Annotated in this window: 17 protein-coding genes; 9 read left to right on the top strand and 8 right to left on the bottom strand. The window is 61.0% G+C overall.

Features of this window, described 5'->3' with window-relative positions; translation table 11 throughout:
• Positions 1-12 precede the first annotated feature (12 nt).
• Together FH975_RS05675 and FH975_RS05670 are read right to left on the bottom strand one after the other, a co-directional pair.
• Positions 13-570, bottom strand: a complete 558-nt coding sequence (locus FH975_RS05675) for a GNAT family N-acetyltransferase (RefSeq protein ID WP_202923032.1) — start codon at positions 568-570, stop codon at positions 13-15.
• Positions 567-1,190 carry a winged helix-turn-helix domain-containing protein gene (locus tag FH975_RS05670; protein WP_162320458.1) on the bottom strand — a complete coding sequence of 208 codons (624 nt, stop codon included), beginning with the start codon at positions 1,188-1,190 and terminating at the stop codon, positions 567-569. Before FH975_RS05670 ends, FH975_RS05675 begins: the two co-directional genes overlap by 4 nt.
• A gap of 98 nt (positions 1,191-1,288) precedes the next feature.
• Here FH975_RS05670 and FH975_RS05665 point away from each other — a divergent pair, with 98 nt between their 5' ends.
• Positions 1,289-1,528, top strand: coding sequence for a hypothetical protein (locus FH975_RS05665; protein WP_162320457.1), 240 nt, complete (start codon positions 1,289-1,291; stop codon positions 1,526-1,528).
• Between the two features lie 45 nt (positions 1,529-1,573).
• Here the strand turns inward: FH975_RS05665 and FH975_RS05660 are convergent, their stop codons facing one another.
• Positions 1,574-2,119, bottom strand: coding sequence for a dihydrofolate reductase family protein (locus FH975_RS05660; protein ID WP_162320456.1), 546 nt, complete (start codon positions 2,117-2,119; stop codon positions 1,574-1,576).
• 2 nt (positions 2,120-2,121) lie between these two features.
• Entirely contained in the window at positions 2,122-2,451 is a 330-nt protein-coding gene (locus tag FH975_RS05655) for a YciI family protein (protein WP_162320455.1), read from the bottom strand.
• 93 nt (positions 2,452-2,544) lie between these two features.
• Here FH975_RS05655 and FH975_RS05650 point away from each other — a divergent pair, with 93 nt between their 5' ends.
• On the top strand, positions 2,545-3,075 hold the full coding sequence (locus tag FH975_RS05650; RefSeq protein ID WP_153078235.1) for a winged helix-turn-helix transcriptional regulator: 531 nt from the start codon (positions 2,545-2,547) through the stop codon (positions 3,073-3,075).
• Here FH975_RS05650 and FH975_RS05645 read toward each other — a convergent pair.
• The 3 genes from FH975_RS05645 to FH975_RS05635 form a co-directional block, all read right to left on the bottom strand.
• Entirely contained in the window at positions 3,033-4,046 is a 1,014-nt protein-coding gene (locus FH975_RS05645; protein WP_162320454.1) for a Gfo/Idh/MocA family protein, read from the bottom strand. The genes FH975_RS05650 and FH975_RS05645 overlap by 43 nt on opposite strands.
• 26 nt (positions 4,047-4,072) lie before the next feature.
• On the bottom strand, positions 4,073-4,546 hold the full coding sequence (locus tag FH975_RS05640; protein WP_162320453.1) for a GNAT family N-acetyltransferase: 474 nt from the start codon (positions 4,544-4,546) through the stop codon (positions 4,073-4,075).
• A gap of 139 nt (positions 4,547-4,685) precedes the next feature.
• The gene (locus FH975_RS05635) at positions 4,686-4,982 is read right to left on the bottom strand and encodes a DUF4287 domain-containing protein (RefSeq protein WP_153078238.1); all 297 of its coding nucleotides are present in this window, start codon (positions 4,980-4,982) and stop codon (positions 4,686-4,688) included.
• Positions 4,983-5,097: 115 nt separating this feature from the next.
• Between FH975_RS05635 and FH975_RS05630 the strand changes: the two genes are divergently transcribed.
• A complete protein-coding gene (locus tag FH975_RS05630) occupies positions 5,098-5,715 on the top strand; it encodes a TetR/AcrR family transcriptional regulator (RefSeq protein ID WP_162320452.1) in 618 nt (205 codons plus the stop codon).
• 49 nt (positions 5,716-5,764) lie between these two features.
• Here the strand turns inward: FH975_RS05630 and FH975_RS05625 are convergent, their stop codons facing one another.
• On the bottom strand, positions 5,765-6,226 hold the full coding sequence (locus FH975_RS05625; protein ID WP_162320451.1) for a GyrI-like domain-containing protein: 462 nt from the start codon (positions 6,224-6,226) through the stop codon (positions 5,765-5,767).
• Between the two features lie 133 nt (positions 6,227-6,359).
• Here FH975_RS05625 and dxr point away from each other — a divergent pair, with 133 nt between their 5' ends.
• The 6 genes from dxr (at position 6,360) to FH975_RS05595 (ending at position 13,090) form a co-directional block, all read left to right on the top strand.
• Positions 6,360-7,607 carry a 1-deoxy-D-xylulose-5-phosphate reductoisomerase gene (dxr, locus tag FH975_RS05620; protein ID WP_162320450.1) on the top strand — a complete coding sequence of 416 codons (1,248 nt, stop codon included), beginning with the start codon at positions 6,360-6,362 and terminating at the stop codon, positions 7,605-7,607.
• An 11-nt stretch (positions 7,608-7,618) separates the two neighbouring features.
• A complete protein-coding gene (locus FH975_RS05615) occupies positions 7,619-9,088 on the top strand; it encodes a M50 family metallopeptidase (RefSeq protein ID WP_162320635.1) in 1,470 nt (489 codons plus the stop codon).
• Between the two features lie 99 nt (positions 9,089-9,187).
• Positions 9,188-10,336 carry a flavodoxin-dependent (E)-4-hydroxy-3-methylbut-2-enyl-diphosphate synthase gene (gene ispG / locus FH975_RS05610; RefSeq protein ID WP_202923075.1) on the top strand — a complete coding sequence of 383 codons (1,149 nt, stop codon included), beginning with the start codon at positions 9,188-9,190 and terminating at the stop codon, positions 10,334-10,336.
• A complete protein-coding gene (locus tag FH975_RS05605; RefSeq protein ID WP_153078243.1) occupies positions 10,311-11,222 on the top strand; it encodes a GNAT family N-acetyltransferase in 912 nt (303 codons plus the stop codon). Before ispG ends, FH975_RS05605 begins: the two co-directional genes overlap by 26 nt.
• Before the next feature lie 10 nt (positions 11,223-11,232).
• On the top strand, positions 11,233-11,862 hold the full coding sequence (locus FH975_RS05600) for an RNA polymerase sigma factor (RefSeq protein WP_162320449.1): 630 nt from the start codon (positions 11,233-11,235) through the stop codon (positions 11,860-11,862).
• Positions 11,855-13,090, top strand: a complete 1,236-nt coding sequence (locus FH975_RS05595) for a serine/threonine-protein kinase (protein WP_162320448.1) — start codon at positions 11,855-11,857, stop codon at positions 13,088-13,090. Before FH975_RS05600 ends, FH975_RS05595 begins: the two co-directional genes overlap by 8 nt.
• The last annotated feature ends 58 nt before the right edge of the window (positions 13,091-13,148 follow it).

Raw genomic sequence — 13,148 nt, 5'->3', positions numbered from 1 at the left:
CCGTCCGTGTCGCTAATTGCGCACGGCACCGTAGAGAAGCATGTCCTGCCGGACCCCGCCGATCTCCTGATGACTGCGCAGCAGTCCTTCCCGCAAATAGCCGGCACGTTCGGCGGTGCGGATCGAACCGACGTTCCACGGTTCAATGTAAAGCTCTACTCGGTGTAGCTCCGCAATACTCCAGCCGAACATGGTCAAGGCAGCCAGTGCATCGGCCGCAAAGCCCTGTCCCCGCTGGGAAGGCAGCACTGAATACCCCGCAGCAGCACGGCCAGCCGAGAGGTCCCTCAACCACAGGCCGCAGTGACCTACGCCGGTGCCTGTTGCGGCAGCTTCGATGGTGAACGAAAACCCGGCGCCATCGCGATGGCGGAGCTGCTGCCTGTGAACCCAATCCCTGGCTTCAGCCTCGGAGGCATCAGCTGGAAGCGAGCCTATAAGCGGTACGTAGCGGTCGGTAGAGAGCTCCATGGCCAATGCGACATCATCATCCTGGACTCTCTGTAGCTTAACTTTCCCGTAGCGGGGAGGGTCCGCAGGCCAGGGTGGGAGTGTGAAAGTGATGCTCAATGATCTCCTTCGGCATCGTCCTTAGGAAGGGGAAACGCGTCGAAATGGATCCGTACCCTACGCCGCCCTTCGAGGTCACCGGCTTCACGGCGCTTCTTTGCTGCCTCCGTATGACGCTCGGCGACATCCCACACCTCATCACGGAGAGCCACGAGCTCAGCTGGCGTCAACGCCGTGCTAGTGGTGCTCATGGCTGAAGCCTCCACCCACTCCGCATCCTCTTCTGCGATCCGCCCCTGGAAGGCGCTGAGTTTATCTGCACGTTCAGCAGTTTGGCGCTGGGCCAACGTGCGCAGCAGGGGTGACTGCTGAGCGAGAGTCTTCGCGTCCTCGGGAGCTACATTAAGTCCTTTGGACCGCCACCAGCGTTCGCGCCCCGTGCCTTTGTCTTCCACCTCTTCGACGAAGCCGAATTTGGCCAGCTGGCGCAAGTGATACGAGGTCTGCCCAGTGGACTCATTGAGGTACTTTGCCAGCGTCGTGGAAGTGGCCTCGTCGCGGTCGTTGAGGTAGTCGAGGATCTGCATCCTCAGGGGGTGGGTGAAGGCTTTGAGCGTGCGGACATCTTTGACTTGAGCGTGGTCGGCAAATCTTTCGGCCGTGGTGCGAGCATCAGACATGTTGCAGAGAAACCTTTGCAGATGTATAGTGGCAAACAATTACTTGCAAAGAAAACTCTGCAAGTGTTTCTTGGCACTAGTCTACGGAGAAGATCGTCATGACGCACCCGACTCACACAGCAATCACCACAGCACCTTGCGAGCTCAGTCTGATTCACCGCGCGGCCCTGGCGTTCTCAGGAGCTCTAGTCCAGTGGGTTGAGGCGTCATCGCACAAGCAGCAACCCAACGACGTTTCTGCGGCAAGCGTGAATGCCCGCAGGCTTCGCCTCCAAGGCGCAGAGCGCAGGCGTGAGGAAGCTGTCAGTCAGAGCTTTCTCATGCCGCGTCAGTTTTAGACTGGCGTTGGTGCGCCTCTCGGCATCCAGCTGGTCCCGCTGGGCTCACTTCTTGACGCGATAGTGTCTCGTCAGGCTTCCTGAAGGCGACTGGTCGATCAGTTCAAGCGGAAAAGAGCCGCTGGTCCCACGCAACACCGGAGTGCCTCCGCCGAGAAAAATTGGAACTGTGCTGAGGAGTACCTCGTCCAGGACGCCGACTTCGAGGCATTGGCGGGCGATATCAGCACCAAGGACGTGAACCATGCCCTGAGCTCCGGCAGCCTTTTGGGCGGCGTCGACCGCTTCTTCCAGTGTGTGAGTGATGGTGAAGTCCGGGGGACTGGCGGTTAGCGGTCGGTGCGTGAGGACAATTTGGGGGCCCTCCCACTGGCCTTCGAACGCGCCTTCCCGCTCAGGGTCTCCGGCGTTCGGGTCATCTCCATCGAAAGTGCGCCGCCCCATGAGCAGGGCTGTCACTTGTGGGATCATCTGCTCGAACAGCGGGTCTGGTTCTCCATCCATGTAATTGCGCAACCACTGCATGTCTCCGCCAGGGCCGGCAATGTAACCATCGGCGGAAGCTGTCGCTGAGTAGATGAAGGTGGTCATGGCTACACCATGAGTTTCCGGATCTCTGTGGATCCGTATTCCAGGTGCGGCATTCGAGCAGCGATACTCTCGGCCTCGGCATCGCTTGCGACCGCTAGAGCGTGAACGGCGAAAATCGTCTCCGATGAAGGAAGTTCCGCTGGTGTCCCAACGGTTGTGGAGGGGGAACTCAGCGCCCACCCGGACACCAGCTGGCCGGTCCTGCGCAGTTCCCTATCGACCCTCTCCCATACCCCCATTTCGGCCTCCAGCTCGGTTGACCCTTCCTGTGGTCCGGTTCCCGGCAAGTGGCGATGGATCAAAATATGGCTAGGTGTGCTGGTGGTACTCATGTCGTCTCCTTGATAAATTCCGACTGCACTATGCAACCGGTATTATTATGCGACCATAACCGCATGTAGAATGCAAGCAGTTCGTATGAGTATGTGGAGAGGAAATCTGTGGCGGAAGCGGAGCAGCACCGTTCAGGCTGTCCCATCAACCTGTCGCTCGAGGTACTGGGGGACAGCTGGTCCCTCGTGGTGATCAGGGACATCATGTTCGGAAATCGCAGACACTACCGCCAGCTGTTGGGGGAATCCGAGGAAGGCATCGCCTCGAACATCCTCAGCTCCCGGCTCAAACAGCTCACTGACCACGGTCTGGTGACCAAAGAACAGGACCCGGCACATAAGCAGCGACAGCTCTACAGCTTGACCGAAAAGGCAATTCAGCTTGTTCCTGTGCTAGTCCAGCTAGGAGCATGGGGTCGGAAGTTTCTGCCGGTGAGCCCGGAACTGAGTATCCGCGCCAAGGTCCTTGAAGACGGCGGTCCACAGCTGTGGGAGCGGTTTATGGCAGAGCTGCGGGCAGTACATCTTGGTGTCCCTGCAGCTCAGGATGAGTCGTCAGTTCACCATGAGCTCGAGCAGGCTTATCGGGAAGTGGTGGATGCTGGAGGGGATTCCTCGGGATAGTGCACGCCGATCTGGCGGCGGATCTCATCAAGAGTTCCCATGATCGCCACTGAATCGTCCAGAGTCATCAGCTCACCGGAGAGATTCCCTGCTGCCACATATTCCTCTGCGGCCAGCGCCTGCAGTTGCATGCCGTGGCCTGATACATCAGAGACATACTTCTCTACCATCTGGCCCTCAGCGTCATAGCGGGTGAATCCAGCAGGTGTGAACCACATCCGGTCGATATCGATGCGTCCCTCGGTACCGACGATACTCGCGGTGTTCGAGCCGGCGCCTCGTGCGGAAGCCAAGCAGGTAGAAATCGCACCCGATGAGTGGGTCATCAACACTCCGACTTCGGTATCTGCCCCCGTCTGCCCCAGTCTTCCCGCAGCTTGAACGGTCACCGGGGTTCCGAGGATGTCCCAGGCGAACGACACCGGATACACCCCCAGATCAAGCAAGGCCCCGCCGCCAAGTTCTAGCGCGTTTATCCGGTGCGACGGGTTCGTGGACAGACTCTGGGCATGATCAGCATGGAGAGTGCGGACCTCTCCGATTTCTCCAGAGGTGATGGACTGCCGGATCCGCGCCATGTGGGGTAAGTATCTGGTCCACATGGCTTCACTGGCGTAGAGGCCTTTGGAGAGGGCGGTCTCACGCAGCGTCTCAGCCTGCGCCTGATTGAGCGTGAGCGGCTTTTCCACCAGGACGTGCTTACCGGCCTCGAGTGCCGCCATGGCAGTGTCAAAGTGTGCGGGGTGGGGCGTGGCCACGTACACGATATCCACATTCGGGTCGGTGACCAGCTCTGAGTAGGATCCGTGGGCCCTGCCTATGCCGAACGAGGCCGCAAATTCTTGGGCCGATTCTGCTGAGCGTGATCCCACTGCGGTGACATTCAGTCCTGCCAGCAGAACGTCTGCGGTAAATCGGCGGGCGATCCACCCTGTGGCCAAAATGCCCCAGCGCAGTGGTGTGCGGGACACGTCAGGCTTCTCCGAAGTCACAGTGTTCAGTGCGCTAGTTCGTAGAGTTTTTCGGTGACAACCTGGGCGCGGGCGTTGGAGAATACCTGCTCCTCGCCGATCTCCTGGAAGTTTCGGGACTCCAGAATTTTCAAGGTCCCTATATTGTCGGTCACCACCCGGGCACGCAGTGGCCGTTCTGTGAACTCCTCCAGGAACTGGTCAAAAGCGGTGGTCGTTACCCCATTGCCCCAGAATTGCTTGTCGGTCCAGAACATCACCTCGTGAATGTCGCCGTCGCGGAACACCGCAATAGAACCGGCGGCCTGGCCATCCACGTCGATCGTGCGCACCAGTGACTTCTTGTCATTGAGGAGCTCGCCCCAGTGGTGGTCGAAAATGGACCGATCCTTTGGGTTGGTCGGTGCAAACCCGGCCATATGAGCCGCGTCAGCGTCCTGCTGGAAGGCGAAGAACTGGTCCAAATCCTCGGCCTGCACATCACGCAGAGTAATCTCCATGGAAGGCTCCTTCACATCGGCTTGTGGCCGAAACGTCTAAGAGTGGGGTGCACCCAGCCTACCTGCTCGCCGTGTCCCCGCTCACGGAGCCGCTTAGCCACCACGGATGATTGAGTTGCCATGCCACTCACCGCGGTTGCTACGGCGCATTGGGCTTAGAGCTCGCCCCGTCCAGCCAGAGAATGTCGGACTCATCGCGGTGAGTTCCGGTGGATCCCACATGTTTGCTGTCGATGGTCGGACCCTTCTTAATGACATGGACTATCGCCATGCCGTGACCTCGTCCAAGTCCGTATTCGTCTTTCAACCACTCCAGAATTTCCCCCGCTTTGACCTCCGGTGAGTCGTACCCGCGCTCCTTGGCGTGTTGCACTAGCTGGCGCGGTGTGAGCCCGGTCTTCTCCTCGACTTTGTCAAGATAGGCCTGAAATGACATAACTGATCCTCCGATTCTTCAAGGAGTACTAAGTAGTACTCACTGAGTACGGTACCGTCTAGTACAGGCCATCACAAGGCCTCACGAAAAATGAAAGGGACTAGATCAACCACTTATGAGCAAACGCGACCTGATGCTTCAGCGGGCGTGGGATATCTTCGTCACCCATGGATACATAGGAACGTCCACTGACCAGTTGGCAGCCGCTGCCTCAGTCTCGAAACAGACGCTCTACCGAGAGTTCGGTGATAAGCAGGGCGTCTTTGCCGCGCTGATCAAATACGCCTGCGATCAGGTTCAGGATCCGTTCGCTCCGCTGCGTGCCAAGATGCGTGAATGTGACTCTGCATCGGAGGCAGTGTGTCTGCTTGCAGAGCAATTGATGCGTTCAATCATGAACCCGCGGGTTCAGCAATTGCGGCGCCTGGTCATCGCCGAGGCCGGTCGCTTCCCTGATCTCGGATTGCTGTACTGGGAAAAGGGCTTCCTCCGTGTTATCGCTTCCATCAGCCATTGTCTTCAGGTCCTCCATGAGCGGCAATTGCTCGATGTGCCGGACACCGAATTAGCGGCCCACCACTTCGCGGGTCTACTCCTTTGGATACCCAGCAACCAGGTGATGTTCGCTGGCCAGGCTCGGCCCCTCCGGGAAGAGGACCTTGCCCGCGTTCTTGACCGCGGAGTTGAGGCTTTCGTCAGTGCATACGCGCCCCGCAGCACACATGGCGTGTGAGAGACCTAGTGACCCGTATCCGAGAATCGACCCAGGTCCCAGCCTCGGCTCAGGCCGGACGATGAACCGGCTGCTGAAGCTCTGTGATCCAGTTGCTCTGATCGGAGGACTCTGCACGTATGTAGAACTCCCGGCACGGCCCATAGGGTTCGTAGCCCAGGGTTCGAATCTCTTCATGCAGAGCCTGCCAGCTGAGGTGAATGCGGCTCATACTTCCGTGGTGCACAGTGGTCAGGGCCTCCTCGACCGCAGGGAGGGTGACGATCTCGAAGCCGGCGTGCGGCTCACCGACGTATTCGTAACCGACCGTGACGTGCGTACCGTCGTCAGCTAGGGCATATGCCGCGATGGGCGTGTCGAGGGCGCCCATAGTGCCTCCGAGGATTGAGGCGATCTGATCGAATGCAGGCCCTACCACGCTGGCCATGGTCCGCTGGTCACACACGGTGGCAGTAACGGCGGCCAGTCGCACCTCAGGTAATGGTTTGGCGATGATTTCGGCAGTTCCCATGTGGTGCTCCGTCGCGTTGCAGCGGTGTTGTCTCACCACCTTGATCCTCTTGGAGCCTTCCGTCAACCTCTTGGAGCCTTCCGTCAAGAGGGAACAGTTTGGTGCCGGTGACTAAGGCGGGATAATGGAGCGCATGTCCACACCCCGCCGCGTCGCTATCTTGGGCTCTACCGGCTCCATCGGCATTCAAGCGCTTGAAGTCATCTCCGCGCACCCTGAGTCGTTCCGCGTCGTCGCCCTCTGCGCTGGCACCAATGCTGCACTTCTTGCGGAGCAGGCGCGCACCTTCCGACCTGAACTGGTCGGTATCCGTGACGACGCCGCCGCTAAGGGCCTGACTGACCAGCTGAAGGGCCTGGGTGCCGAGGTGCTTTCAAGTGTTGAATCGGCCGAACACATTGCCGAGCACTCCCAAGCTGATGTGGTGCTCAACGCCATCACTGGTTCTATTGGACTCAAACCGACACTCGCAGCCCTGAAATCAGGCGCCACGCTGGCTCTTGCAAACAAGGAATCGCTGGTGGTGGGAGGCGCCCTCGTCCAGCAGGCCGTGCAACGCCCCGGGCAGGTGGTACCTGTGGACTCTGAACACTCGGCGCTGGCCCAGGCGCTCGCGTCCGGCAGCCACGAAAGAGGCATCTGCGCGGTGCCCCCTCGCGATGCGGACGAACTCACCGGCCAGACTGAGGTTGCAAAGTTGATCCTCACTGCATCAGGCGGACCATTCCGCGGATGGAGCGCCAAGGATCTCGCTGCGGTCACACCGGAGCAGGCCCTGAAACATCCGAACTTTGCCATGGGCGTGATGGTGACAACCAATTCAGCCACCATGGTGAATAAGGCTCTCGAAGTGGTGGAGGCGCATCTACTCTTTGACGTTCCGTTGGAGCGGATTGACACCGTGATTCACCCTCAGCAGTACATTCATTCATTCGTTGAGTTTCAGGACGGTTCGACCATGGCGCAGGCTGGACCTCCGCGAATGCTGGTGCCGATCGCCCTGGGGTTGAGCTGGCCGGACCGCCTGCAGCAGGTGGACAGTCCTATTGACTGGTCCCGCTCCATGAGCTGGGAGTTCGAACCCCTGGACCACAGTGCATTCCCAGCGGTGCAGCTCGCCAAACAGGCTGCCGGGGCCTCTGCGACCCATATGGCGGTGTACAACGCAGCCAATGAGCAGGCAGTGGAGGCTTTTCACGCCGGTAGGCTCGGATTCACCGGCATCGTCGCCGCTGTGGAGCAGGTCTTGGCCCAGCACAGCGGGGTCTCCGAGTCAGCGGCGGACCTAGAGACCGTACTGGGCGCCGAGGAGTGGGCCCGGCAGGCGGCCGAAGTGCTCATTGGTCAAGCAGCGCCAACGGTCTCGGGAGCAGCACGGTGACCGCTCTGCTGATGCTCGCCGGAGTCCTCATCATGGTGGTCGGCATCATCATTTCCATCGCCCTGCACGAGGTGGGTCACCTGCTGCCGGCCAAGCTCTTCAAGGTGCGAGTCACCCAGTACATGGTCGGCTTCGGTCCCACGCTGTGGTCAAAGACCAAGGGGGAGACCGAATACGGGGTGAAGGCTGTCCCTTTGGGTGGTTACGTGGCCATGATCGGAATGTACCCACCACCGGAGCAGAAGAGCGACGACGCCGCCGCAACAGACGCTGCGGAAGACTCGGGTCCAGCCGACCCCTACCTCCAGCAGGTGGGTGCCCAGTATGTGGCGCCGCCCATTGAACGCAGTTCTGCAGCGGAACGTGTGCCGGACGAGCAGAAGACCGTGATGTCCCACTCGACCGGGATTTTCCAGCAGATGTCCCAGGAGGCGCGAGAAGTGGCCTCTGAGGAGCTGCGTCCAGGGGACGAGAATCGGATGTTCTTCCGCTTGGCCACCTGGAAGAAAGTCATCATCATGCTCGGGGGTCCGGCGATGAACGGCCTTCTGGCGCTGCTTCTGACAGCGGGAACTGTCTCCCTGCACGGGATGAACACAGCCACCACAGAGGTGGCTGATGTCTTCGAGTGCATTACCACCGTGGAGGCTGAAGATGCCGCAGAGGTGGTGGCCGAACGAGAGTGCACTGAGAGCGATCCGGCTGGACCCGCCTTTGAGGCGGGTCTAGAACCGGGTGACGAAATCCTGGCATTCGGCGGAACAGAGATTGATGAGTGGGACGATCTCACTCCGTTGATCCGTGACGCAGCCGGGACTCCGAACCAGGTGGTGTACCTCCGCGATGGGGAGGAACACACCACGGAGGTCACCCCGATCCTGACCGAACGGCCTGTTGAAGGTCGCATGGGAGCTCCTGAACGGGACGCGGACGGCTCGCTGGTCACTGAGCCTGTGGGCTTCATCGGCGTGGTCTCTCTGACCGAGGTCCAACGCCAGGCGCCCTGGGAAGCCGGGCCGATCGTTTACGAGCAGACCCGGGCTGTGGGACAGGTGGTGCTCACCTTGCCGCAGCGCATGTACGACGTCGGAGTTTCCACATTCACTGAGGTGGAGCGCGACCCCGACGGGCCGATGTCCGTGGTGGGCGTCGGCCGCGTGGCGGGCGAGATCTCCGCCCAAGACCAGATCCCGTGGGAATCACGCTTCGCGACGCTGATGTCCCTCGTCGCGGGAGTCAACATCGCCCTGATGGTGTTCAACCTGATCCCGCTGCTTCCCTTGGACGGCGGGCACGTCGCAGGGGCTCTCTACGAAGCTCTGCGCCGACGCTGGGCCAAGCTGCGGGGTAAGCCAGACCCGGGTCCCTTCGACATTTCTAAACTCTTGCCGTTGACCTATGCGGTGGCAGTGCTGCTGATAGGCATGGGTTTGATGCTGATCCTCGCTGACATAATCAACCCGATTCGCCTCTTCGACTGACCTCGTCCAAGATCAGCCACGGGAGAAGTGCACCGCGTGGAGGCGAGCAGGCGGCGTCGTCATCGGTACCATGGAGGGGTGAACGCGATTAATCTCGGTATGCCCACGGTGAAGGAAGAGCCTCCCGTCCTGGCTCCTCGGCGCAAGACTCGCAATTTCATGGTCGGTGATGTCGGGGTCGGCAGTGACCACCAGATATCGGTGCAGTCTATGACAACCACCAAGACCCATGACATCAATGCCACGCTGCAGCAGATCGCGGAACTGACTGCGTCGGGCTGTGACATTGTGCGTGTAGCCTGCCCGACCGACAAAGACGCGCAGGCGCTGCCGATCATCGCCATGAAATCGCAGATTCCGGTGATCGCAGACATCCACTTCCAGCCCAAGTACGTCTACGCCGCGATCGAGGCTGGATGCGGCGCCGTCCGGGTGAACCCCGGAAACATCCGCAAGTTTGACGACCAGGTAGGCGAAATCGCCAAAATGGCCAAAGACCACGGCGTGAGCCTCCGCATCGGCGTCAACGCCGGATCCCTGGACAAGCGAGTGATGGACAAATACGGGAAGGCAACCCCGGAGGCGCTCGTGGAGTCCGCCGTGTGGGAGGCCAGCCTCTTCGAAGAGCACGACTTCCACGATTTCAAGATCTCGGTCAAGCACAGTGATCCCGTCATCATGGTGCAGGCCTATCAGATGCTCGCAGAGCGTGGCGACTGGCCTCTGCACCTGGGCGTGACGGAAGCCGGTCCGGCCTTCCAAGGGACCATCAAATCCGCGACCGCATTCGGTGCGCTGCTGTCCCAAGGCATCGGCGACACCATCCGAGTCTCCCTCTCCGCCCCACCGGCTGAAGAAGTCAAAGTCGGCAACCAGCTGCTGGAGTCCCTCAATCTGCGGCCCCGCAAACTGGAGATAGTCTCCTGTCCCTCCTGCGGCCGCGCCCAGGTGGATGTCTACAAACTGGCCGACGATGTCACAGCTGGTCTGGAAGGCATGGAGCATCCACTGCGGGTCGCCGTGATGGGCTGCGTGGTCAACGGGCCGGGAGAGGCACGTGATGCTGACTTGGGCGTTGCCTCCGGCAACGGCAAGGGCCAAATCTTCGTGAAGGGGGAGGTCATCAAGACCGTCCCTGAGGATCAGATCGTAGAGACCCTGATCGAGGAGGCCAACCGGCTCGCCGAACAAATGGACCTTGAGGGAGAGGACGCCTCTTCAGGTGCCCCTGTGGTCTCCGTCAGCTAGCCCCGACGGCAAAGTTTCCCGCGCCACCGGTGGCCGAGTTCGCGTTCTCACCGGGGAAGACACGCATGCTCTCCACGAACTGTTGGACGCTGATCCGGTCGGTAACACCTCCGTGGCGGCAGCGCTGCAGCAGCGCGGAACGGCGGCATTCGGAAAAGGGCGGCAGAGTGCACTCCTGCTGGGGATAGACGCTGCAGAACCCCATGACGGCGCCGCTCGTCGGCTGGTTTCGGCCTGCTGGCTAGGTTCGAACATCATCCCGGTAGGGGCAGACCCCTCCACCGCGAAGCAGTTTGGCCGTGCCGCCCGCGCACTGCGCCGCAGAGTCTCCTCCATCTATGGGCGATCCGAGGCCGTACTCGCCCTTTTTGAAGCGACCGGATGGTCCAACCACCGTGAAGTGCGCGCCCACCAGCCGCTGATGGTGATGTACCAAGAACCTGAAATGAGACCACTTCCGGGAGTGCGGCCCTCGAAACCTGAAGAGTTCAGCGCCGTCGAACAGGCCTGCGCGGCCATGTTCACCGAGGAGCTCGGATTCTCCCCATACGATCACGGGGCAAGCCAGTATCGGGACCGAATCCGCGGACTTATTCAGGCCGGTCACTCGCTCATAGCTGTGGACCCCGAGACCCGGCAGATCACGTTCAAGGCGGAGTTCGGGTCAGTCACCGACCAGGCCGTGCAGGTCCAGGGGGTGTGGGTGAATCCACTCTGGCGCGGCCGCGGAATGGCAGCCCCGGGAATGGCCGCAGTCGTCAAGTACGGGCTGAGCCTCGCTCCTCGAGTGAGCCTCTACGTCAATGGGTACAACACCCCCGCGATCCGCGCCTACGAACGGGTCGGCTTCCAGCACGCCGGCACCTACTCGACCGTCTTGTTCTAGACTCAACGTGATGACAGCCGCAGAGCTAGGCCGAGCCTTGCAGAACGGAGACCTCACGGGGGCACGCCGCATGCTGGACGTCACCAGGGCGGATGGTCAGTACGACGACGCCTTGGAGCTCTTGGCGCAGCACGCACCTCACTCGCCCGCCGTCACGGAGCTGCTGATCGAAGCCCTCGATGCTTCAGGAGTGGTGCACCGATTCGCTGGAGCAGCGCTGCTGGACAAGGCGGCCGTGGACGACGTCGCCCAGGACTCGCTCATCTCCGTGGCTGAGTCCATCAGTTCCTACGATGGTCGCAGCAAAGTCACCACCTGGTTGCACAGTATCGTTCGCCGGCGCGTGGTCGACCACTTGCGAAGAGCCCGGGAAGTCACAGAGCTCACCGAGGACCTCGGACCGGCGGAGCGGATGAGCTCTGCCATCGCGACACGGACCGCGGTGCGCCAGGCACTCGCCGAACTGCCCGAGGTCTACCGCATACCTGTGACACTGCGCGATATCAACCAGGCGCCCTACACGGAGATCGCCGAACAGCTCGGGCGCCCAGTGGGTACGGTGAAGTCGCAGGTCAGCCGCGGCCGGGCAATGGTCGCCGCGAGGCTCGGGGAACAGGACGGGCGGGATACAGGTGGCTGAGCGTCTCGGCCACTACCTCCTCGGTGACGTGATTGGTGTGGGCTCCTTCGCAACGGTCTACCGGGCGATCGACGAGCGGCTCGACGATGAGGTCGTCGTAAAAGTTCTTGCTGAGAACCACAGCCTCAACCCCGAAATTCGTGAGCGGTTCATCGCTGAGGGGCGGAGTCTGCGCAGGGTAGAAGGCTCACATGTGGTGACGATCTATGACATCGGCGAATCAGAACGGCAACAGCCCTACCTGGTTTTGGAATACGCTGACCGCGGCACCGTACGCGAACGGGTCGCTGCGCTGTGGCAGTCTGGCTGGCGAGCCAGCCGGGAGGACATCCTTGCGTTCGCCAGGCCTCTCGCCGCCGCCGTGGACGCTGTCCACCGCGCGCAGCTGGTCCACCGGGACCTCAGCCCAGGCAACATCCTGCTGACCACCAAGCCGTCGGAGCTCATTGGAGATGAGACATCCAACCTCCACTCTCAGGTGGTGGCAACTGATGAGCGGCTTATGATCGCTGACCTCGGCATGTGTAAGAACCTCGCGATGAACTCCGGCCTTACCGTTTCCGGCGGCACAGCGGGGTTCCGCCCACCCGAGCAGGACAGTCCCGGTGTGGTCGACACCCGAGCTGACATCTACGCGATATCAGCCGTGCTGAACTGGCTTGCTCAGGACGCCGACTTACCCGGAGCCGCTGACAAAGTCATTCGGCGTGGAATGTCTGCCAAACCTCACCGTCGCCAACCGAACGCTTCCGTATGGCTGAACGAACTTGAGGACGCTTTGGCCCCGCCTGAGTCTGCGCCCGAGCGTGAACCCGCTGCAGAATCCACCCAGGATGCACCCCCTACCACCTGGGTTGGGCTATTGCGGCGGCGGTTCGTCGTCGTCCTTCTTCTCGTTGCCTTTGCGGGTGGAGCGTTGCTGGGTGGAACCCTATTAGGCCAGTGGCTTTCCGGGGGCCAGGAGCAGTCGGCGGCCGAAGCAGGGGGTGCCACCATCGGCATCACGGGGCCTGAAGAGGTAACAGTAGGGGAGTCCGCTGTGTTCAACGCAGAGGTTTCTGACCTTGAGTCCTGGGTGTGGGCGCTTCCGTCCGGACGGCATCTTGCCGATGAACCAGAGGTTCTCCTGACCCCGACCGCGCCCGGAACGGCCGAGATCGTCCTGCGCGCGCGGCTGCCTGACGGACAGGATCTGGAAGCCCGCCACAGCATCCGCGTCATTGAGTGAAAAACTTTCTCCACCACCGTGCAACCTTTTGAGCACCCGTTCCGACTCATCACTAGAA

This window comes from Nesterenkonia haasae (genome assembly GCF_010119385.1).
Taxonomy (GTDB): domain Bacteria; phylum Actinomycetota; class Actinomycetes; order Actinomycetales; family Micrococcaceae; genus Nesterenkonia; species Nesterenkonia haasae.
Note: the sequence above shows the minus strand (reverse complement) of the source record. Positions and strands in the feature narration are given on the sequence as shown.

Bases quoted from the DNA above. Each gene is read 5' to 3' on its own strand.
- FH975_RS05670 (WP_162320458.1), bottom strand. From the start codon at position 1,190: ATGTCTGATGCTCGCACCACGGCCGAAAGATTTGCCGACCACGCTCAA.
- FH975_RS05665 (WP_162320457.1), top strand. From the start codon at position 1,289: ATGACGCACCCGACTCACACAGCAATCACCACAGCACCTTGCGAGCTC.
- FH975_RS05660 (WP_162320456.1), bottom strand. From the start codon at position 2,119: ATGACCACCTTCATCTACTCAGCGACAGCTTCCGCCGATGGTTACATT.
- FH975_RS05655 (WP_162320455.1), bottom strand. From the start codon at position 2,451: ATGAGTACCACCAGCACACCTAGCCATATTTTGATCCATCGCCACTTG.
- FH975_RS05640 (WP_162320453.1), bottom strand. From the start codon at position 4,546: ATGGAGATTACTCTGCGTGATGTGCAGGCCGAGGATTTGGACCAGTTC.
- FH975_RS05635 (WP_153078238.1), bottom strand. From the start codon at position 4,982: ATGTCATTTCAGGCCTATCTTGACAAAGTCGAGGAGAAGACCGGGCTC.
- FH975_RS05630 (WP_162320452.1), top strand. From the start codon at position 5,098: ATGAGCAAACGCGACCTGATGCTTCAGCGGGCGTGGGATATCTTCGTC.
- FH975_RS05625 (WP_162320451.1), bottom strand. From the start codon at position 6,226: ATGGGAACTGCCGAAATCATCGCCAAACCATTACCTGAGGTGCGACTG.
- dxr (WP_162320450.1), top strand. From the start codon at position 6,360: ATGTCCACACCCCGCCGCGTCGCTATCTTGGGCTCTACCGGCTCCATC.
- FH975_RS05615 (WP_162320635.1), top strand. From the start codon at position 7,619: ATGCTCGCCGGAGTCCTCATCATGGTGGTCGGCATCATCATTTCCATC.
- ispG (WP_202923075.1), top strand. From the start codon at position 9,188: ATGCCCACGGTGAAGGAAGAGCCTCCCGTCCTGGCTCCTCGGCGCAAG.
- FH975_RS05600 (WP_162320449.1), top strand. From the start codon at position 11,233: ATGACAGCCGCAGAGCTAGGCCGAGCCTTGCAGAACGGAGACCTCACG.